Raw genomic sequence first — 21867 nt, forward strand, 5'->3', positions numbered from 1 at the left:
TTACCGATAACAGAATAAGGCGCTTACAGCGTTGATTCTCGTACAATTAACTCTGGTTCAAAAAATAGACTTCCTTGTGCAGCGCCGTCTTCATTCATTTTTTTCAGCAACATTTTCGCACAGGCTTCCCCCATTTCAACAACAGGCTGTCTGACCGTAGTCAAGCGCGGCGAGGAGATGCGATCAAGAAACACACCGTCATTCCCGGTAACCGCAACGTCTTCTGGAATTCGCTTTCCAAGGGATTGCGCCGCACGAATGACGCCGAGCGCGATTCGATCAGATGCGCAGACAAATGCGGCCTGATTGTCCATGGATTTCAGCAGTTCTCTTGCAAGGCATTCACTTTTCTTAGAACTGTTGTCGATCCGAAACATATTCGATTTTTTAAAGCTTTTATTCATCGCCCGTATATACCCCTGTTCTCTTGCACGTTCGAAAGGCTCATCTAAATCAATGCCAAAAAAGACAACTTCCCGCTCCCCCAGCCCCATAACATGGCGGGTTGCCATAAAAGTGCCTTTCTCGTTATTCACATCGATAAAGTCATAGCCCATTTCATTTTGTCCAAATACGACGAGCGGCTTCTCAAAAGCTTTTATTACACCTTCAAAATCGTTCTTTCTCAAGCCGGTGGCAATAATGCCGTCACATTGGCCAATATTAAGAGAATTTCTTGTCACAAGCTGGAGAGCATAGTGATTGCGATCCAGCTCCCTGCTGATTCCTGTCAGCAGGTTCATGTAATATGGTTCTGTCGTATCCATTTCCTCAAGTATCAATAGTTTCACAACCTGTGTTCTGTTTTGCACGAGCGCTCTCGCCGCATAATTAGGGATGTAATTCAGCTCTTTCATCGCAGAATGAACAAGCTTTTTCAATTCATCCGTCACCGTCTCAGGGTGATTGATCACTCGTGATACCGTCATTTTCGAAACATTTGCTTTTTTCGCCACATCTGACAATGTTGCCATTTTCATCCCCTCCTTATCTGTGCTTATTATCCAAACTAGTGATAAAGTCCTCTATTACTGCTAAATATACGATGCAGGCCAAAGAGAAATAAAAAAGAGATTTCCCTTAAGGAAACCTCACTTTGTTAAAAACACTCGATTTTTCATGGATTCATACGCTAGGTGGCAGACTCATTCTCTCCACTTCCATCAGAAAATCTCTTTTTTAAATTTCTGTCCACTTTTTTTCTAAAATCGGATAAGAATAATTTTGCATTTGCTCAATTAACTCATCCGGCCGTGACGAGCTGTGAATCAGTTTTAGGTGCGATTCGTTAGAAAACCCTTCTTGAATGCTGTATTTCACCATTTTCATCATTGGTTCAAAATATCCGTTTACATTGTACAGTCCAATTGGCTTTTGGTGGATGCCGATCTGTGCCCAGCACAGCACTTCAAATAATTCTTCATATGTACCGAAGCCGCCCGGCATCGAGATAAAGCCGTCCGCCAGCTCGCTCATTTTAGCCTTTCGTTCATGCATCCCGTTTACTTCAATCAGCTCAGTCAGATTCTGATGGACAACCTCCCCGCTGAACAAACCGCTCGGCATGACCCCGATTGCAGTTCCGCCGTTTTCCATAATCGCGTCAGCAATCGTGCCCATCAAGCCTACGCGGGAGCCCCCATAGACAAGGCCGATTCCCTGCTCAGCCATATACACGCCAAGCTCTGCCGCTTTTCTTTTATACGCTTCATTTCCCCCAGGGTTTGATCCCGCAAATACACAAATGGTTTTCATCTTGTCATCTCCGCATCTATATATCGTGTTAAACATTCAAAAACACACTATATATTGTCCCATCTTCATGTGATAATATCAATATGAAATACATAAAGAATGCAGGAGTGATGAGGTTGCAGCTGGCTGATGCAGAAAAATGGATGAAAGAGTTTTACGAAAAAAGAGGCTGGACAGAATACGGACCTTTTATTCGCGTCGGCTTTTTAATGGAGGAAGCCGGAGAACTGGCCCGGGCTGTCAGGGCGTATGAAATCGGCAGAGACCGGCCGGATGAGAAAGAATCGTCACGCGCTGAGCAAAAACAAGAATTGATTGAAGAAATGGGAGATGTCATCGGAAATATCGCCATTCTTGCTGATATGTATGGTGTCTCTTTAGAAGACGTCATGAAGGCCCACCAAGAAAAACTGACAAAACGATTTGAGCATGCATAAAAAAGCGGCCGCGATGGCCGCTTTTTTTAACCTGTGATTTCATCATGGTGATCAAAGAAATGCTGCTTTCCTATTTTGTGAAAAAGGCCTGTTTTATGCAGTAGCTCCTTCGGCTGCGATTGCAATCCTACAATCATCAGCTTTCCATTGTGGCGTTTAATTCGATTCATAATGTTCCCAAGCACCGCTTCAGCTGACGTATCCATATAGTGCACCTTATTCATGAGCAGAATAAGGGTTTTCGGTTTTTTCTGTACATGCTCCAGCAATGACGATTCAAGGGAATCAATTGATCCGAAAAACAGCGGCCCTTCTATGGCATACATGCTGACAGATGGATCTTCTCTCTTCGCCAGAACAGGATGCGTTTCCTGATTGTGGATGCGGGTCGCTTCGCTCATTCTTCTGATAAAGAACACGAATGCAAGCAGCAATCCGGTTGCCACACCGATGATTAAGTCAAACAGAACCGTAAGGGCGAAGGTCGCCGCCAAAATAAAGGAATCAGCATTTTTCAGTCTCAGCATGTTTGCGACTTCCTTGCGCTCACTCATATTCCATGCGACCACCATGAGAATCGGTGCCATACTGGCGAGCGGCACATGGGACGCATAAGGCGCAAATACAAGCAGGACAAGGAGAACGACTACGCCGTGAACGACGCCGGAAACTGGGGAAACCGCTCCGTTTTTTATATTGGTCGCCGTTCTCGCAATCGCTCCTGTAGCCGGGATTCCGCCAAACAGGGGCGCTGCCATATTCGCAATCCCCTGGCCGACAAGCTCCTTGTTGCTGTCATGCTTTGAGCCCTTCATGTTATCAGCGACCATTGCGGACAAAATCGACTCAAGTCCTCCAAGAAGCGCGATGACAAGCGCAGCCGGAAACAGCATAACCATTTTATCCAAAGTAAGCTCAGGAAACTGAAATTCCGGCAAATGGCGGGGGATTTCTCCATAAGTTGACCCGATCGTTGCCATGCGGTCAGGGAAAAAGACAACCGCGACCACTGTGGAAATAAGAAGCGCCAACAAAGCGCCCGGCACTTTAGGCATCACCTTGGCGGATACAAGCAAAATGACGAGCCCGATCACAGCTGTCAAAATGGCATACACGTTAAAGGTGCCGAGCTGCTGCACAATTTCAAACATGTTGTGATGAAAGTTCTCATGTTTTTCAACATTTCTCAATCCGAGAAAATTAGCGATTTGTTCCGTAAAGATCAGCACGGCAATTCCGGCTGTAAAACCGACGATAACGGGTTTGGGCACGAATTTCATTATTTTTCCGAGCTTAAACAGCCCAAACAGTACCAGCATCACTCCTGCCATAAACCCCGCAATCAGCAGATTTTCCAAGCCGTACTGCATGATAATGCCGAATAAAATCGGGACAAAGGCGCCCGTCGGACCGCCAATCTGATATTTTGATCCTCCAAACAAAGAAATACAAATCCCTGCTATAACAACAGTGTATAGCCCATATTCAGGCTCGACTCCCGAGGCAATGGCAAACGCCATTCCTAAAGGAATTGCCACGACACCTACTACGATACCTGCAATCAAGTCTTTCTGAAATTTCTGCAAATTGTATCCCTTGAATCTCCCTGAGAATCGCATATTTTGTTATAACCTCCCTTATGAGTGATTGTTTATAAGCTCAGTTTCATAACCGTTAATGACCACATCAAGTTTTCCTGTTTCAGGGTGAATGACAAGCCCGTGAACCGGCACTTTTTTCGGAAGCAGCGGATGGTTCTTAATCATGTTCACACTGTGGGAAACGCTTTCTTCCACGCTGTGAAAACCAGTCAGCCACGTTTTCAAATCGAGTCCGGCACTCGTCAGCAAATTCAGGCAGCTATCCTCCACCCCGCGTTCCTTTGCTTTCTCAAGAATCGAGGACGCATTCAGCCCTGACATTCCGCATTCATGATGGCCGACAATGCATACCTCTTCAGCCTGCAATTCATAAATCGCGACCAGTATGCTTCGCATCACGCTTCCAAATGGGTGAGAAACGATGGCTCCCGCGTTTTTTACAATTTTAGCATCACCGTTTTTAAGCCCCATTGCTTGCGGAAGAAGTTCTGTAAGCCTTGTATCCATACAGGTGACAATGACGAGCTTTTTCGAAGGAAACTTTGTCGTTTTGTACGGTTCATACTTCTTCTCACTGACAAACCGCTGATTGTGTTCCAAAATTGATGTTAAAGAAACCATTTGATTCATCTCCCATCCATATGATTTTGCAAGCCTTCTTACCCAGCTTACAGTAAGGAATTATAGCATAGGAATAAGCCAAGAAAAGGTTTTCAAAAAAAGACACTATAATTGGACTGTAGAATCAAAACATAAACATTTATATCTTTCAAAGATAATAAAATTTATATTTAATGCATCCTATAATCCGGCTGCAGTTCGTATATCGATGATTTGTCTGACAAAAAATATGGGTGAATTCTGATAATTAAAAAACTTTTTTAAGCAGATTTAGCTGTTCGATCTTCATTTTAAGTTCAAAAGAACCAGAAATTAAAAAAACGCAGCTATATTTTTAACATCTATTTATTTTCGATATAATGAATTAGACAACAGCCATAAAGGGGGAGCCTTGTTGAAACCATTTGTATTTATCACAAAACCGATTCCTGAAGAGATTGAAGCATTCATCGGTGAACATTGCCGTTATGAAGTATGGCAGGAGGATACGCTTCCGAGTGACGTGCTATTTGAAAAATTAAAAGAAGCGGAGGGGCTTTTAACATCAGGGACGTCCGGACCGTCAATCAATCGTGAGTTGCTGGAACACGCGCCTAAGCTCAAAGTGGTCAGCAACCAATCAGTAGGCTACGATAACTTCGATATAGAAGCAATGAAAGAAAGAGGAGTCGTCGGGACTCATACACCTTATACACTGGATGACACAGTTGCAGATCTGGCTTTTTCACTGATTCTGTCTTCCGCCAGACGTGTTGCCGAACTGGACCGTTTTGTCAGAGCAGGAAAATGGGGAACCGTGGAAGAGGAAGCGCTTTTCGGAATTGATGTTCATCATCAAACGTTAGGCATTATCGGCATGGGCAGAATTGGAGAACAAGCAGCGAGACGCGCCAAATTTGGTTTTGATATGGAAGTGCTTTATCATAACCGACATCGCAAACAAGAAACAGAAGACAGCATCGGCGTTAAGTATGCAGAGCTTGATACATTGCTGGAGCAATCTGATTTTATTCTTCTCATTACGCCGCTGACTGATGAAACCTATCACATGATAGGAGAACGCGAATTTAAGTTGATGAAGAATTCAGCAATTTTCGTCAATATTTCCCGGGGAAAGACAGTTGATGAAAAAGCACTGATTCGCGCTCTTCAGGAAGGCTGGATCAGGGGAGCCGGCTTAGATGTATACGAAAAAGAGCCTGTCACCCAAGATAATCCGCTCCTGCAGCTGGATAATGTCACGCTGCTTCCTCATATCGGTTCAGCAACAGCTAAAGTGCGCTTCAACATGTGCAAACAGGCCGCCGAAAATATGCTCGCAGCGATCCAAGGGCAAACACCGAAAAATCTTACAAGAGAATTTCAATAAATCAAAAATCCGGTCTGATAACAGACCGGATTTCATATTACATACGCTGAAGAACAGCACGCTTATAAATATGACGGGTGACGATATAATAAAGAGCCTGGAATACAAAATAAATGAAGATGACAATTACGGCCTCAAGAAATAAATTGGAATTCAGCATATTACTTAACGCTGCATACGCAAAGCCCGCGTGAATCGTACCTGCGATAAATGGGATGAAGAATAAAAATCCTATTTGCTTTCCAAGGATCGAGTGAATCTCTTTGTCCGTAACCCCTATCCTCTTTAACGCTAACACCTGCACTCCCGTATCTTCTATTTCCGTAAACATCCGCAAATACAGCATGCTTCCTTGCACGATAAAAAACAGCACGCTGACAAACAGACCAATAAACAGCATTAATGCAACTCCCTGCTTCACAATTTGATAACTAGGAGCACGTGTTTGAAAATCAGATGTATGTTCTTTCGGCACCATGTTTTCAAGCTTTTCAGAGACATCCACCGTCTCCTGCCAATGCTCAAGCTCATAACCTACCATTCTCATCTGTTCCTTCAGCGGCACATCCTGTGACAGACTGTCAAAGCTCTTTTCGCTGACAACCAATAAACGGCTGACTCCATCGACAGACATCAATATCCCTTTGTTTTGCTGCTTTTTCATGACATAGGAAAGGGTTTTTCCTGACTTCATATGAAATGCTGCTGTTTCCCCTTCTCCAAATGTGTCTTTCACCATCATTTGAAAAGAAACATTAATAAATGCTTCATTTTCTTGTAAATGAATAACTGGGAACCCTTTTTCCTTTGCGACTTGATTATAGACTTTTTCTGAAATCAGCAAAGCTTCAGCTTCCATCTTCTTATTTCCATACGGCAAGTCTGACTGAAAAGTGACAGGAATCCCTGTGGCATCCACCTTATACGTGATAACAGCATGAGCTTTTTTCAATGTATTCTCAGCCGTCTCAGGCTTCATGACCTGAAAGCGGGAAGCATCCTTTTCCACCCAGGAAACAGACTGAGGAATGCTTTGCTCCTCCTGCCTTTGTAAATCGGAATAAAACATATAGATGACACCTGTAGCTGTTAGTATGACCGCTGTAATGACAGAGGTTAAAAACAGCATGCGTGCATGATCCTTCAGCCTGAATATCATGTTGGAACGCACAATGATATTTGTGCCTTTGTAGAAGCTGTGTTTCTTTCGGTACAGCATGCGGAAAAATGCCACACTGCTTTGGGTAAAAAAGAAATACGTGCCAATTAACACTAAAATCAAAATTGGAAAAACCCGAAACATCATGTCAATTGCATTGGCTGTTGCAGATAGATAATAACCGCTGCCAAGACATAGCAAAGACAATACAGTGAGCCATTTCGAATAAACTGGCAAACTTTTCGGCTTTTTGGCTGATTTAATCAGTTCAATGATTTCCAGCTTCCGAATCCGTCCCAGTGATAAAATGAGCAGCGTCTGAAACAGGATGAGAAAGCCGGCAATTGTCATCACAAACGCTTTCGGCACAATGGCAAACGAAATCGGCACCTTCACGCTGAGCATCCATGTCATGATCATAAAAAACAGTTTTGAAAATAACAGGCCTGCTCCAATGCCGGCCGCAATCGCCGCAAGAGAAATAAGTGACTGCTCATAATAAATCATCTTGCGAAGCTGCTGCTTTGATGTGCCAAACAGTGTCAGCAGCCCAAACTCTTTCTTTCTTGCCTGCAAAAACGCTGAATTGGAATATGTGATGAAAAATATACAAAACACAATGATGACGACAAGAGCTGCGCTCAAGCATGTTTTGACAAGGCTTCCTCCATATATATTGTCTTCATTGACATCAGGATGAAAAATAAATGATGTGAAGACAAAAAACACCGAAACGGCAAACACACAGCTTAAAAAGTAGGCCACATACCGTTGCAGATTCCCAAGAATGTTTTTACGGGCGATAGTTCTCAAATTCATGAAAATCGCCTCCCAACACACTCAAGGTATCCAATATACTTTGATAAAACACCTGCCTGTTTGTTCCTCTGTGAATCTCTGAAAAGAAACGTCCGTCTTTAATAAAAACAATCCGTTTACAGAAACTTGCTGCTGTGGCATCATGCGTAACCAACAAAATCGTCGCTTCCTTTTCCTCATTCAGCTGAGCCAGTGTGTTCATCACTTGCTTTGCCGATTTTGAGTCGAGGTTTCCTGTCGGTTCATCGGCAAGAATGAGCGCCGGATTGTGAATAATCGCTCTGGCACAAGCTGCCCGCTGCTGCTGTCCGCCCGACACCTCATATGTGCGGTGATCGAGAATATGCTTTATTTGCAGCGTATCCGCCAGTTCATCCAATCGAGCTTCCATTTCTCTCAGCTTTACCTTATCCAATGCGAGCGGCAAGAGAATATTTTCACGAATCGTCAGCGTATCAAGCAGATTAAAATCCTGAAAGACGAAGCCGAGTTCTCTTCTGCGAAACAAAGCCAGCTCTTGGTCCTTTAACGTTTTCGGCTGAATGCCGTTGATCATCATCTCGCCCTGGGTCGGCTTATCAATGGTAGCCAGCAAATTCAAAAGCGTGGTTTTTCCGCTTCCCGACGGCCCCATAATCCCGACAAATTCTCCTTTTGACACACTGAGATCAAAGGCGCTGAGCGCTTGGTATGATATTGTTCCTTTATTTGAATAGTATGTTTTCGATAGGTTCGTTGTTTGCAACACGTTCATGTTCTGCTCCTCCTTTTTCTTTATTATAAAAAGGAAGTCAGCATCCTCCCATCGAACTTTCTTGCAATTCCGCTCCCCAATCTTACAATGCTGTCACATTCACGAGGGTGTCACTTGAAAACACGATGGTCATCACAGTGCCAGCCCCTTCTTTTGATTCCGCATACAGCTTATGGCCGAGACGGCTGCACACCTGTTTTGCTAAATAAAGGCCCATTCCAGTTGCCTCTTTCATGGTTCGTCCGTTTTCTCCGGTAAAAAACGCGTCAAAAATCCGCGGCAGATCCTGCGGCGGTATGCCGATTCCTTCGTCGGCAACCGACAAGCGCGTCTCATGTCCCTGTGTTTCAATCCGGATTGTAATAGGGTCTCCCACACCTTGCTTTGAATATTTTAAGGCGTTGAAAAGGATTTGCTCAACAACAAAGGAAAGCCACTTTTGATCACTGGAAATCTGAACGGCATTTGGCGGCACATGTAATGTTGGAAAAAGGCGCCGCTTGATAAACTGACGTTTTTCCTGATTGATCAGTGAACGAACCATTTCTGCCAAATCAAAGGTTTGCGGCTTTACATCAAATGCAAATTCCTCCAGCCGGGCCGTTTGCAGCATCATATCAAGACCGTGGCGAAATCTCTCATTCTCATCCTCCAGCTCCTCTAAAAACGTCGGAAAAGAGGATGAGGTTCCGTTTTTTCCTTCCTGAATCATTAAGGATATGACAGATACCGGTGTTTTCATATGGTGGACCCATTGGTTGGTGAAGGTGTAATGCTGTTTTTGCTGATTGATATATTGTGAGAGCCTGCTTTCGTATTGCTGCCCGAGTGCGTTGATCATCTTCGTCCAAAGCGCTTGCTCTCCTGTTCTTGGCTTTCTGGCTTTCAAAGACTGTCCGATGTCATTCGAAGAAGAGGCTTGTTCTGCAAGCTTTTTAACATATGTGAGAAAGGAAAATTGCCGAACATAATCAGCAGCAAAACCTGCGGCTAAAAGAGTACCGGGCAAAATCCATATGTACATCATATTTTCTTTGGAAGGTTCTGCGCCGCTCTCTACAATGCTTAAATACGCAATCAGCATGGCGGACCCTATCCCTAATAATGAAAATAGAATAATGGCTAAGCGGTCGATGAGATAAGTCTTTAACATTCCGCTTCATCCTTCCGATTGACTTGAAATTGATAACCTTGTCCTCTGATTGTGGAAATGCAATCTGTCAGTCCTGCATTCTCCAGTTTTCTCCGCAGCCGATTGACATTGACCGTTAACGTATTGTCATCGACAAAATCAACGTCATCCCATAACGCCTCCAATAGTTCATCACGAGAGACAATTTTTTTATGCTCCCTCACAAAAATCGAGAGAAGCTGGAATTCTTTTTGGGAAAACAAAATCCGGACGCTGTTCCATTCGGCCTCATTCTGATCAGGATAAATCGTCAGCCCGCCAAGCTCCACTATTCTAGATTCCTGCGGCAAAGAGGGCGAATATTCACCATATGTGCGGCGCAGGACGCTTTTGATTTTGGCCATCACTACCTCTAGATGGAACGGCTTTGTGATATAATCATCGCCGCCATTTTCAATCGCCATTACCTGATTCAGCTCATCGGTCCGTGCCGATATAAAGATAATCGGCGCATTGGAAATGGTACGGATTTGCCTGCACCAATAAAACCCGTCAAAAAAAGGCAGGTTGATATCAAGCAGCACAAGATCAGGCTTCATTTCTGCAAATTCCAATTTTATATCATTCAGCTGTTCAGCAATTTTCACTTCATATCCGTATTTTTGAAGATGACCGCCCAGCAAAGAAGCAATCCGCTCATCATCTTCCACAAGCAAAATCCGATACACGTTGATCCCCCTTATATGTACATCACGATGATTTTTCTAGAAGATTCCAAAATTATTATAGCATGTGCGGAATAGTAAATCGGTCTTTTTCTTTTTGTTATGATAGAATGATAAAGGTAAAATTTTCATAATAGGCAGGTGTCGTGATGAAGAAAATCATGCTGTTTCTGGCAATGACGTCAATTCTTTCAGCATGTCAGCCCAACTATACCGGGAAATACATAGAAATTGGGGATACACTAACTGACTATACCAAAGAGTGCTTTAAAGAGAATGAAATTCCTTATAAATACGAAAAGGGAAAACTGTATATCCCAGAAGACGCATTTGATACAGCAATCTACACTTGTTCATAAGAAAAAGCTTGCAGATAACCTGCAAGCTTTTCACGTTACAAAAAATGAGTATTTAATTTCTCTTCAAATCCTGAAGGGCCGATGTCGCTTTTTTGAATGTTACCGCCGTTTTCATAAATCGTAAAATGGCGCTCTGACATGACCATCCTTCCGCTCGGCGTCAGCTTTGAGGCAAGCAGGGATTTGTTAAAAGGAGATTTTTCATGAGAGTGAATGATGTCCTTCATGTTATCTAAATCACCGAGATCACTCTCTTCAAGGGTAAAGGCGTACCCAATTTGCCAGCCTTCTCCTTTGTCCATCAGCAGAACATAGCTGCCCTTTTCTGTCTCTTCCTTTTTGATTCGGAATGACCCGACTGGTGACTGTACCGTTTCTCCGGAAAGCGGTATCGGCTGGAGCGCCAGGTTGATGCCGAAGCCGATATCAACGAGGTAATCGCCGTTTTCCGCAGACAGCCATACAGCAGCATGCGTCCCTTCTAGTGCCCATCCCTCTTGATCGCCTGCATAAACCGTTCCTCGAATGAGCTTCACATGAAACCCGGCCTCACGCAAGACAAAATAAAGGAAACCATTTAGATCGTAGCATAGGCCGCCGTGCTGATCTTTGAGCAGACGTCGCCATAGCTCTTCTTTTGTGATCTTATAATTCTCTTTTGCAAGTACGGCACGGTTTTCGAATGGAAAACGGTATGCCATTGCTTTAAGAAAAAGGGGAAGATCGCCGAAGCTGACATGGTCTTTCTCCCAGCCGATTTTCTGAAAGCAGTCTTTTAGAAAGTCACTCATTTTTATCACCTAAACTTCTTCTTGAACGTAAGCAGCCAGCTTCTCCAGCGCCTCTTGTTCATCTTCTCCCTGGGCAATCAAGGTAACCTCAGTGCCTGTGCTTACCGCAAGGCTCATCAGCCCCATGATGCTTTTGGCGTTTACTTTTTTCCCATCCTTCTCAAGAAACACATCTGACGTAAACCGGTTTGCTTCTTGTACAAACAAAGCAGCAGGACGTGCTTGCAGTCCTGTCTTTAATCGAACTTCCACTTTCTGTTGAACCATAAGATCTCCCCTTTTCTTTACGGTTATTTTAAAGTGACGGTTTGCCCTGTCCGCAGCTGTTCTGCGATTTCGTCAAGTTTTCTCAGCCTGTGATTGATCCCTGATTTGCTGATTTTCCCGCTTGCTACCATTTCCCCTAGCTCTTTCAGCGTCACTTCCTGATAATCAATCCGCAGCTGCGCAATTTCCCGAAGTTTTTCAGGCAGCGCCTCCAGGCCGATTCTTTCATCGATGTATTTAATATTTTCCACCTGTCTCAGCGATGCGCCGATCGTTTTGTTTAAGTTGGCTGTTTCACAATTGACGAGGCGGTTGACCGAATTTCTCATGTCCCGAACGATTCTGACATCCTCAAATCGCAGAAGCGAATTGTGAGCGCCAATTACGTTCAGAAACTCTGTAATCTTTTCAGCCTCTTTTAAATAGGTAATATAGCCTTTTTTCCGTTCAAGCGTTTTGCTGTTTAACTGAAACTCATTTAACAGGTCACATAATGAATCGTTATGCTCCTTATAAAGAGAGAAGATTTCTAAATGATACGAGGAGGTTTCCGGGTTATTGACCGAACCTCCTGCCAAAAATGCTCCTCTCATATAAGAACGCTTGCAGCATCTCTTTTTGACCAGCTCTTTCGAAATACTTCGTTCAAACACAAAATTCTCCCCGAGTATTTTTAAATCCTCTAAGATCGCTTTTGCATTTTCTGAAAAACGCACAATATAGACGTTATTCTTTTTCAGCCGCATTTTCTTTCTGACCAGCAGCTCGACCGACACATCATATTGTTTTTTCAGCAATGTATAGATGCGGCGGGCAATCGCCGCGTTTTCGGTTTGAACATCGAGTACGAGATGGCGGTTTGTAAATGATAAAGCTCCATTCATCCGAATGAGTGCAGACAGCTCGGCATTAATGCAGCAGTCCTTCACTTCCAGATTCGTTAATTCTTTTTTTGTTTCTGATGCAAATGACATATAGCCACCTCATTTCAAGGCTTCATTCTTTCAGTAAATCAACAAGAAGAGAGGCCACTTTATGTGTATCGTGACGTATTACGTCATTTTTATACGTTACAATTTGATCTCTGATGACTTCAAGCCCCATCGCTTTCAGCTCTTCGATATCAAAATCAACAGGACGCGCCGATTCCATTTCGTACTTACGTTTTATTTCGTCGGGAATGTCTTCACTGTTCACTAATATCGTATCAATAAAACCACAGCCCATATGCTGATTGAGCGCTTTCACATGATCAGCAGCGGTGTAATGGAGCGTTTCGCCGGGCTGAGTCATCACGTTGCAAATGTATACTTTTTTCGCCGGCGCCTTTATCACTTCTTCCCCGATTTTTGGGACGAGCAAATTGGGAAGAATGCTGGTATAGAGGCTTCCCGGGCCGATAATAATCAAATCCGCTTCCCTGATTACGTCTATTGTTTCCGGCAGCGGATCAATCTGTTCAGGCGTGAGAAAAACACGCTTAATGCGCTGTCCGTATTCTGGGATCGTTGACTCGCCTGAGACCACGCGGCCATCTTCCATCTCAGCATGCAAAACGACACTGGCATTGGCAGCCGGCAAAACCTTTCCTCTTACATTCAGCACCTTGCTCATTTCTGTGACAGCGTGAAAAAAATCACCGGTTATATTTGTCATCGCTGCCAAAATCAAATTCCCGAGAGAATGGCCTGTTAAGTCATTCCCTTTATTGAAGCGGTGCTGAAAAAGATCTTCAACAAGCGGCTCCACATCGGATAAAGCGGCAAGCACATTTCTGATGTCTCCGGGAGGCGGAATTTTCAGTTCATTCCGCAGACGGCCAGAGCTCCCCCCATCATCGGCAACTGTTACAATGGCCGTGATGTCAACGGGTTTATGCTTTAGGCCCCGAAGCAATACAGAAAGACCTGTACCGCCGCCAAAGATTGCGATTTTCGGCTTTTGTCCCATCTTATTTCCGGCTTCTCTTTTCAATGTCCCGGTGAGTAACATGAGTATAGTAATCCTTTTTGAAATAATCAGCTAAATTCTCGGCTAATGTCACAGAGCGGTGCTGGCCCCCTGTGCAGCCGATCGCAATGACAACCTGGCTTTTTCCTTCTCTTTTGTAAGATGGAAGCATAAAGCTCAGCAGATCAATTAATTTCTCATTGAACTTTTGCGTTTCATTCCACTTCATGACGTAAGAGGAAACCTCTTTATCCTTGCCAGTCAGCGGCCGCATGCTTTCGATATAGTACGGATTCGGCAAAAATCTGACATCAAAGACGAGATCTGCATCAATTGGAATACCGTATTTAAAACCAAATGACATCACATTTACGGTAAATGTCTCTCCTTGGTTTGTCGCAAAGTGCTTCACGATTTTTTCACGCAAATCACGCGGCTTCATGTCAGACGTATCGTAAATGATTTGAGAGCGGCCTTTTAATTCCTCAAGCAGCTCTCGTTCTAGCGCGATGCCTTCAAGCGGCAGGCCAGTCGCTGCCAGCGGATGCGAGCGTCTCGTTTCTTTATATCTTGTGACGAGAATGGAATCCTTCGCGTCCAGGAATAAAATTCGCGGTGTGATCCACGGATTTTCGGCCATTTCATCCAGCGCTTCAATCAGCCGGTCAAAAAATTCGCGGCCGCGCAAATCCATCACGAGCGCAACTTTGCTCATTTTCGAATTTGATTCCTTCATCAGCTCTAAAAACTTCGGAAGCAATGAAGGCGGAAGATTATCGACGCAGAAATAGCCGAGATCTTCAAAGCTTTGGATCGCGACAGTTTTCCCCGCTCCCGACATTCCAGTTATAATGACAAGCTGAATATCATGTGATTCACTAACACTCATCTTTCTCCCCCCTGACTTGTCTTTCTATTTGATGTGCTGCGGGTCTAAACGATAACTGAGCAGCTCAAATTCCGGTGTATACGTAAATGTGCCGTGCAGCAGCCCTTGTCCCTTCATCATAAAATCAAGGATATGGCCGTCTCCAGGGGCCATAGGCAGGTTCTGAATGTCATTGACATCGTGCCACTGCAGTTTGCCTTCCTCTGATTCTGATACATTTTGTCCTGTATATGAATCAGCGACAAACGTAAACATCATCCACTCGGAGACAATGTGGTCACCGTCTTTAATAATAAAGGTAAAAACGCCTTTTAATTGAGGATTTATGATATAGATACCAGTCTCTTCTCTGTACTCTCTGATGACGGAGTCTCTGACTGATTCTCCGCTCTCCATCTTGCCTCCCGGCGCGACCCACCATCCGCGTCTCGGCTTTTGAAGCAGAAGAACTTTGTCATCCGTCTGAAGCACACAATTTGTCACTCTTTGCAAGTACGTCACCTAACCTTCGTCCTGTCATCGTCTCTTTATTATACCGCTTCAAGATGCCTCCCACAATGAAGAGACATTGACAATCTTTTCTTCTATTTTACAGCATATTCATTCCTTAATTCAGATGATTTTGCTGTAACTGGAATTCTCTTTTATTTATGGACAAAAAAAGGACACGGATAACTGGAGAATCCGTGCCAAAAAAGTGTATTCATTATAAAAAGGGGGTCAATTACTTTATTAATCATAACCGAAAAGCATTACACATGTGTTACAGCGGAATTAAAACCCAGTAACGTAATGTGAAACTCGTATGACAGCCCTTTTTATTTTAAGGTTTTCAGCGTTTCTTGGAGCTCTTCGACATAATGTTGTACGCTTTGTGCCGCAATGCTTCCGTCTCCTGTAGCCGTTACGATTTGGCGCAGTGATTTTTCGCGGATGTCTCCGGCAGCGAAAATCCCTTCAACCTTAGTTTCCATGCGGTCGTTTGTTTCGATATAGCCTTCTTCATTCGTAATGCCCAGGTTTTCAAACGGTTTAGACAGAGGAAGCATGCCGATGTAAATGAATACGCCGTCTGTTTTGAATTCACTTTCTTCACCGGTTACCGTATCGACAAGCGTTACGTTACCGACTTTGCCGTTTTCCTCATGAATTTCCTTCACAGTTTTGTTCCATAGGAAGTCAACTTTTTCATTATCAAATGCTCTCGCTTGAAGAATACTTTGAGCACGGAGTTTATCACGTCTGTGAACAATCGTTACTTTTGAAGCGAAACGAGTCAGATATACGCCTTCTTCAACCGCGGAATCTCCGCCGCCAACAACGACAAGTTCTTTGCCTTTAAAGAAAGCGCCGTCACATACTGCACAATAAGATACACCGCGTCCGCCCAATTCTTTTTCGCCAGGCACGCCGATTTTTTTATATTCCGCACCTGCAGCAATGATGACAGCACGGGCTTTATATTCCTTTGAACCAGCTTTGACTACTTTGTACTCTTTGCCGTCAATGACCTCTTTAATATCGCCATAAGCGTATTCAGCGCCGAATTTTTTCGCGTGTTCAAACATTTTGTTAGAAAGCTCAGGCCCAAGGATACTTTCGAATCCAGGATAGTTTTCTACATCTTCCGTATTGGCCATTTGTCCGCCAGGAATTCCTCTTTCAATCATTAATGTCGATAAATTCGCTCTTGATGTGTATACAGCGGCCGTCATCCCAGCAGGGCCCGCGCCGATTATAATCACGTCATAAATTTTTTCTTCTGACACACTATTCACTCCTTAAACCATCTTTTCAAGTTTGGGCTCTTTCTTATAAGATAAGAATCCCCATCAAACGTATTCCTTACCCATATCCTATAAAATCTCATGGTGATACGCTATTTTTTTGCTCAACACGATTAAATGTATTCGAAAAGGGTATATGTTAATAAAGAAAGAGCCTTCTGTTTATAGAAGGCCCTTGTCATATTTATTATTGAACAACACGTCTTACAACACCTTTAAATGCTGCTTTCCAGTAAGGATTGCTCATAGAGTCAACAGATACGCCATGAGATGTATTGTCGTTTAGGAAAGTACCGTTTCCTAAGTAGATTCCTACGTGTCCATTTGTTTTGTAAGTGTCAAAGAACACAAGGTCTCCGCGTTTCATTTCAGACGCGCTGACAGCTTGTCCTCTGCCAACTAACGTATCAGTTGTTGTTCCGCCTACAGGTCCAAGGTTAACACCTGCAGAAGCGTATGCCCAGCGTACGAATGATGAGCAGTCAAAAATACGGTTGTTGATATCAGACTGAGTGCGTCCGCCGCCAAACTTGTACGGAGATTGTCCTACAATGCTTGAACCAACGCTGATCGCGCCTTCAATTCCGCCAGAGTTGCTGATAACAGTGCCGCCTGAATTGCTGTTTGAGCCGCTGCTCTTCTTAGAAGATGAGCCGTTTGACGAACTGTTTGATGAACCGTTAGAAGAATTGTCTGAAGAATTGTCTGAAGAATCATCAGATGAGCTTGCTTTTGATGATTCAGTTGTCGCCGTTTGACTGTCATCTGTTTGTGTTTCATCAGATGCTTTTTGTGCTTCTTCCTGCTTTTTGATCAAAGCAGCCGCTGCTTCTTGTTCTTTTTTGATGCGTGCTTGTTCAGCTTCAGTATTTGCTTTTTGATTTGCAAGTTCAGACGCCTCTGATTTTAATTCAGAAATCGCTTTAGCCGTTTTCTTTTGGCTTGCTTTTGCTTCGTCGAAAAGCTTGTCTTTTTCATTAAGCTGTTTATCAAGGTCTTTTTGCATTGTTTCTAATTTAGCCAAGGCAGCTTGAACTTCTTTCAGCTTGTCATTCAAATCCGCTTCAGAATCTTCGAGCTTCGCTTTATCCTGCTCTTGCTGTTTGATTAAATCTTTGTCTGCGTCCACAATAGATGAAACCGCAGTCGCACGAGAGATAAAGTCACCAAAGCTTGTTGATCCTAAAAGAACATCTATGTATCCTTGAGATCCGCCGCTTTCCTGTAAAGAACGAACGCGTTTTTTCAGGATTTCATTGCGTTTTTCGATGCGTGCTTCAGTTTCTTTAATCTCTTTTTTCAGTTTTTTGATTTCTTCTTTTGTTTTATCGTTTTCTTCTTTTTTATCTTCAATCTTGTTGCTTGTATCAAGCGCCTTATCGTTAATGTCTTTCAGTTCTTTTTCAATCTTTGATTGATTTTCCTGAAGCTCGGTTAATTCTTTTTCCTTCGCTTCAATGCTGGAAGCAACCTCAGATTGCTTGCTTTCGATTTTTTGTTTCTTTTCATCTAATGTTTCCGCCGATGCAGTTTTACTTGTAAATGGGATCAAAAAACTGCTTGTCCCGATGACGGAAGCCAAACCAAGTGTAATTAAACTCTTTCTCACTTTTTATATCCTCCCTTTTACTGTGAACCTGTCCTCATTTGGAATCGTATTTTGAACATCAAGTTTCGTTCCTCATACTCTACGAGGAATGATGGTTGTTTATGGTTAATTATTCTGTGCATCTCTTATTCTGGTTGTATAGCGTTTATTTCACATCATATGTAAAAAACACTAATTCCTTATGTACGAGAATCATTATACCATCAAGTTTCGACAAATTAGCGATAAATTTTATTACATTTATGTTTCAAACAGATGTCAAGTCACACATCATTTGTCATTTTTCTTAAGCGTGTAAAAAAACTGTCGATATTATTTTCTTAATATAATCTATCTAACAAAAAAAGAGTCGATTAAATAAATCAACTCTTTAAAATTTACTATTCTAGAATATCATCAATATATTTCATATATTTCGTCAAAGTTGCCGGAGAGATGCCGAATCGGGCCGCTGTGTCTTTTTTCGTGTCTTGCTTGCCATGGGCTTCTTTCCAAATATAACAGATGGCTGCTGCCCAGCCTTTCTCATTCTTCAACGGAGCAGCTGCACGAATTTGCTGGATGACATGAAAAACCCAGCAGCTCATGACTTCTGTTTTCATCTCTTCTTTTTCAGCTTGCTCTAATAGTTTGACCGTTTGATAAGCGAAAAGTGCATCCTCTGAAACGTCAGCAGCCGCAGAATCTCCATTCAGAAGCAGCTTTACAAAATGAGTTTCAAAAGGAGCGGTAATTCTCTTTGAGCGTATCACCGCTTCAAGATGCTCTGTTTCTCCCTTTGTGCTGCTGATATAATAGGCTGCGAGTCGCTGCTCCACAGATGAAGGAAGAGCTTCCCTCCGCTCAATCCAAGGCGCCGGGCGGTCTTCGCCGGGATATTGCGACTCGACTTTTCTCCAGATCGTCTCGGCAAAGTCGGTATGTCCCGTAAAATAAGCAGAGCAGGAAAGCCAGTAAAAGAAGGTGTCGTCACCCTCAAAGCCGGTTTTATATAATGATTTGAGCCATTTATATCCGATCTCGTAGCGGCCGACAAGCGCCAAAGTAGCACCCAATTTATAACGCTGCTCCAATAGCATCGGATAGACATTGGAGAGCTGATCACTCAATTCCGCCACTTTTTCGTCTTCTCTTTCATAATAGTAGAAAACGAGAAGATTGCATAAGGCGTGAAGATTTCCTTCATTATGAGAAAGCACTTCATAAGCGGTTTGCTTCGCTTTTACAACGTTTCCTGAATAGAAATAGGCAAGCGCGAGATTGTTGTATGCTGACCAAAGCTCCGGATATTCAGTTGTGATTTCCTCAAGCGCCGCAACCGCTTCAGCAAGCTGGCCGCTTTCCAGCAATGACTTTGCCCGATCCTGTTTCACCAGCAGTTCATCCTGATCATACAACGAATCCTCAATGCCGTCGTCTCCTAAATCGAGCAAATCAAGCAGACTATCGTTTTCTTCGGCGAATTCACCATCCGGGTCCGCATCAGAATAAGCGGCCGCTTCTTTATAAGCTTCCTGGAAGAGCCCCAGATGGGCAAAGTTATTCGCTTTAAAGTAATGGCACTCCGGCATTTCGGCCTCCAGATTTGCCATGATATAGTCAAGAAGATCGTTCGACTCTTGATACTGGCCCATTTCCGAATAAATGACCGCAAGCTGTGAAAGCATCTCTGAATCCTCCGGCTCCAAATGAACCGCGCGCTGAATCAGTTTGCTTGCCCGTTTTAGATTGCGCTCTTTATACGCTTTCAAGCCTTTATGAAAAAAATATTGTCCATCTTGAAGCAGCTGGACAATTTGTGCGTGATTTTTATGTTCAGAAGTGTGTTTTCCCACAACTACCCTCCGTTTTATACAATATTACCGTCAGTAGTATACCATAAATCGTAAGCCCCTCAATAGTTCAAAAGGAAGGATTGGGAAAATCCCTCCTCTTTTTTATTGGCTGATTCGACCAAAATTTACCCGGCTTTGTTTTCTAAGTCCGCATTCATTTTCAGCTGCTGTTCAGCAAAATCCCGGTAAAGGCCATGGGAAGCCATTAACTCATGGTGTGTTCCACGACCGGTAATTTCCCCTTTTTCAACAAACAAAAGCTGGTCCGCATCTACAACGGTAGATAGGCGGTGAGCGATAACAATCGTTGTGCGGCCCTCCATCAGCACCTCCAGCGCCTGCTGAACTGATTTTTCAGATTGGCTGTCGAGACTTGAGGTAGCTTCATCGAGCATAAGAATGCTTGGGTTACGGAGAAGCGCTCTCGCAATCGCGATTCTTTGCCTTTGTCCGCCTGACAGCATAATGCCGCGTTCGCCCACTTCTGTATCAAACTGATTCGGCAGCTCCTTTATAAAATTGAGCGCATATGCCATCTCCGCGGCTTTTTCGATCTCAGCATCCGTCACATCTCGTTCTAACCCGTAGCAAATATTTTCTCTGATTGTCCCGGACATTAACGGGCTTTCCTGTGATACATACCCGATATGCTCCCTCCACGATTCAAGCGAGTAAGTATCGACCGGCTCGTCCCCCAGCCGAATGGTCCCTGCAGTCGGAGAATAAAAGCGTTCAAGCAGCTTAAACAGCGTCGTTTTTCCCCCGCCGCTCGGACCGACGATCGCTGTCACTTTCCCTGCTTCAATGACGGCGCTGACCTCTTTTAAGATCAGCTGATCAGGCTTATATCCAAAAGACACGCGATCAAGCTGGATAGGCAGATGTGCATTTTCAATTTGTTTTCCTGTCACTGTATCTTCCTCTTCCTCTGCCAAAATCTCAATCATTCGTTCTGTTGCACCGATTGATTTTTGCAGCTGTGTGAAAAACGTTGTAATCTGGCCCATCGGCATAATAATTTGAAACAAATATAAAATAAAAGCCACGAGCGCTCCGGCTGTGAGCTCGCCTGATGAGACCTGCATGCCGCCATATCCGATCACTGCGACAAGCGCTGCCATTAACACGAGTGAAATAAGCGGGCCGACAAGCGATTGAACCTTGGCTTCACGAACGCCAAGCTTAAATAATGAGGAAATCCCCATCTTCCCGCGCCCATATTCGACATCCTCCGCATTTGAAGCCTTAACAAGTCTGATTTCCGGGAGAATTTGATTAAGCAGGCCTGTAAAACGAGCCGTTTCATCTTGCGTTTCCCGTGAAATGGAGAACATTTTCCGTCCAATCGGCACCAAAATAAGAGCGGCCAGCGGAACGACCACTAACACAAGCAGTGTCAGCTTCCAGTTCATAATAAACAAGATTGTCAATGATCCAATGACAGAAATGATGCCTGTAATAAATCCGCTGATATGGGTTGTAATCAATTCTTTGACCACCATCGTATCGTTCGTTACACGGCTGACTGTTTCTCCGGAAGCATTTGTATCGAAATAAGAGACAGGCAGCTTAATTAATTTCTTCCATAATAACTCCCGCAGCCCGGAAATGATTTTTTGTCCATTATAGTTAAGCGCATAGGTGGCATAAGCGCTTAAACCCGCCTGAACGAAAAACACCAGCGCGATCAAACCGATTTGCGTGCCTGACAGATTTGACATAGAAAAACCATCGACAAGCTGCTTCGTTAATAATGGAATGAGCAGGCTGACCAGCGTGGTTACTACACTGAGGGCAAGCGCAAAGGCGAGCTTTCCATAAGAAGGATTGGTCCGTCTTACTAAGGCAAAAAAGGGTTTCAATTTACTTTTAGATTTTTGTTTCTTGGTTGGCATATATTTTCCTCCTGTTTCAGCGTTCAGAAAGGTGAAAAGTCATAGCAAAAGGATGATTTTTACTCTTTCTCAATCATATCAATGGAGAAAGACTTTTTCAGTATATTTTTGCC

General features: G+C 43.6%; 21 protein-coding genes. 3 read left to right on the top strand and 18 right to left on the bottom strand.

Annotated features, from left to right (window positions below):
- Positions 1-23 precede the first annotated feature (23 nt).
- On the bottom strand, positions 24-974 hold the full coding sequence (locus tag NST22_RS18110; RefSeq protein WP_003242739.1) for a substrate-binding domain-containing protein: 951 nt from the start codon (positions 972-974) through the stop codon (positions 24-26).
- A gap of 205 nt (positions 975-1179) precedes the next feature.
- A complete protein-coding gene (locus tag NST22_RS18115) occupies positions 1180-1755 on the bottom strand; it encodes a TIGR00730 family Rossman fold protein (protein WP_003228180.1) in 576 nt (191 codons plus the stop codon).
- A gap of 116 nt (positions 1756-1871) precedes the next feature.
- Between NST22_RS18115 and NST22_RS18120 the strand changes: the two genes are divergently transcribed.
- Complete coding sequence (locus NST22_RS18120) at positions 1872-2192, top strand: MazG-like family protein (RefSeq protein WP_003242570.1); 321 nt, start codon at positions 1872-1874, stop codon at positions 2190-2192.
- A 26-nt stretch (positions 2193-2218) separates the two neighbouring features.
- Here NST22_RS18120 and NST22_RS18125 read toward each other — a convergent pair whose 3' ends face one another.
- Together NST22_RS18125 and NST22_RS18130 are read right to left on the bottom strand one after the other, a co-directional pair.
- Positions 2219-3811 (bottom strand): SulP family inorganic anion transporter, encoded by a 1593-nt coding sequence (locus NST22_RS18125; RefSeq protein ID WP_003244488.1) that lies wholly within the window; start codon positions 3809-3811, stop codon positions 2219-2221.
- Positions 3812-3829: 18 nt separating this feature from the next.
- The gene (locus NST22_RS18130; RefSeq protein WP_010886620.1) at positions 3830-4423 is read right to left on the bottom strand and encodes a carbonic anhydrase; all 594 of its coding nucleotides are present in this window, start codon (positions 4421-4423) and stop codon (positions 3830-3832) included.
- Between the two features lie 382 nt (positions 4424-4805).
- Here NST22_RS18130 and NST22_RS18135 point away from each other — a divergent pair, with 382 nt between their 5' ends.
- On the top strand, positions 4806-5783 hold the full coding sequence (locus tag NST22_RS18135; RefSeq protein WP_010886621.1) for a bifunctional glyoxylate/hydroxypyruvate reductase B: 978 nt from the start codon (positions 4806-4808) through the stop codon (positions 5781-5783).
- A 37-nt stretch (positions 5784-5820) separates the two neighbouring features.
- Here NST22_RS18135 and psdB read toward each other — a convergent pair whose 3' ends face one another.
- From psdB to psdR, 4 genes are all read right to left on the bottom strand, one after another.
- Complete coding sequence (gene psdB / locus NST22_RS18140; RefSeq protein ID WP_003243432.1) at positions 5821-7761, bottom strand: lantibiotic ABC transporter permease PsdB; 1941 nt, start codon at positions 7759-7761, stop codon at positions 5821-5823.
- On the bottom strand, positions 7736-8515 hold the full coding sequence (gene psdA / locus NST22_RS18145) for a lantibiotic ABC transporter ATP-binding protein PsdA (RefSeq protein WP_003228167.1): 780 nt from the start codon (positions 8513-8515) through the stop codon (positions 7736-7738). The genes psdB and psdA overlap by 26 nt, the downstream gene beginning before the upstream one ends.
- 82 nt (positions 8516-8597) lie before the next feature.
- Positions 8598-9668 (bottom strand): two-component sensor histidine kinase PsdS, encoded by a 1071-nt coding sequence (gene psdS / locus NST22_RS18150; protein ID WP_003242699.1) that lies wholly within the window; start codon positions 9666-9668, stop codon positions 8598-8600.
- Positions 9662-10375, bottom strand: a complete 714-nt coding sequence (psdR, locus tag NST22_RS18155) for a two-component system response regulator PsdR (RefSeq protein WP_003244535.1) — start codon at positions 10373-10375, stop codon at positions 9662-9664. The genes psdS and psdR overlap by 7 nt, the downstream gene beginning before the upstream one ends.
- A gap of 146 nt (positions 10376-10521) precedes the next feature.
- Here psdR and NST22_RS18160 point away from each other — a divergent pair, with 146 nt between their 5' ends.
- On the top strand, positions 10522-10731 hold the full coding sequence (locus tag NST22_RS18160) for a lipoprotein (RefSeq protein WP_003243327.1): 210 nt from the start codon (positions 10522-10524) through the stop codon (positions 10729-10731).
- A 35-nt stretch (positions 10732-10766) separates the two neighbouring features.
- Here the strand turns inward: NST22_RS18160 and NST22_RS18165 are convergent, their stop codons facing one another.
- The 10 genes from NST22_RS18165 to bmrA all read right to left on the bottom strand — a co-directional run bounded on the left by NST22_RS18165 (position 10767) and on the right by bmrA (position 21754).
- Positions 10767-11531, bottom strand: a complete 765-nt coding sequence (locus NST22_RS18165) for an arylamine N-acetyltransferase (RefSeq protein ID WP_009968228.1) — start codon at positions 11529-11531, stop codon at positions 10767-10769.
- A complete protein-coding gene (locus tag NST22_RS18170; RefSeq protein ID WP_003219835.1) occupies positions 11532-11789 on the bottom strand; it encodes an HPr family phosphocarrier protein in 258 nt (85 codons plus the stop codon).
- A 23-nt stretch (positions 11790-11812) separates the two neighbouring features.
- A complete protein-coding gene (whiA, locus tag NST22_RS18175; protein ID WP_003243775.1) occupies positions 11813-12763 on the bottom strand; it encodes a DNA-binding protein WhiA in 951 nt (316 codons plus the stop codon).
- A gap of 22 nt (positions 12764-12785) precedes the next feature.
- Entirely contained in the window at positions 12786-13739 is a 954-nt protein-coding gene (gene mgfK / locus NST22_RS18180) for a gluconeogenesis morphogenetic factor (protein ID WP_003244450.1), read from the bottom strand.
- Between the two features lies 1 nt (position 13740).
- A complete protein-coding gene (gene rapZ / locus NST22_RS18185) occupies positions 13741-14628 on the bottom strand; it encodes an RNase adapter RapZ (protein WP_003243903.1) in 888 nt (295 codons plus the stop codon).
- Between the two features lie 24 nt (positions 14629-14652).
- The gene (locus NST22_RS18190) at positions 14653-15129 is read right to left on the bottom strand and encodes an 8-oxo-dGTP diphosphatase (protein WP_010886622.1); all 477 of its coding nucleotides are present in this window, start codon (positions 15127-15129) and stop codon (positions 14653-14655) included.
- 317 nt (positions 15130-15446) lie between these two features.
- Positions 15447-16397, bottom strand: a complete 951-nt coding sequence (gene trxB / locus NST22_RS18195; protein WP_003243021.1) for a thioredoxin-disulfide reductase — start codon at positions 16395-16397, stop codon at positions 15447-15449.
- A gap of 205 nt (positions 16398-16602) precedes the next feature.
- On the bottom strand, positions 16603-18024 hold the full coding sequence (gene cwlO, locus NST22_RS18200) for a peptidoglycan DL-endopeptidase CwlO (RefSeq protein WP_009968231.1): 1422 nt from the start codon (positions 18022-18024) through the stop codon (positions 16603-16605).
- Positions 18025-18404: 380 nt separating this feature from the next.
- Positions 18405-19859, bottom strand: coding sequence for a tetratricopeptide repeat protein (locus tag NST22_RS18205; RefSeq protein WP_003242799.1), 1455 nt, complete (start codon positions 19857-19859; stop codon positions 18405-18407).
- A 125-nt stretch (positions 19860-19984) separates the two neighbouring features.
- Entirely contained in the window at positions 19985-21754 is a 1770-nt protein-coding gene (gene bmrA, locus NST22_RS18210) for a multidrug resistance ABC transporter ATP-binding protein/permease BmrA (protein ID WP_003243345.1), read from the bottom strand.
- Positions 21755-21867: the final 113 nt, after the last annotated feature.

Source organism: Bacillus sp. PS237 (genome assembly GCF_037963345.1).
Taxonomy (GTDB): domain Bacteria; phylum Bacillota; class Bacilli; order Bacillales; family Bacillaceae; genus Bacillus; species Bacillus subtilis.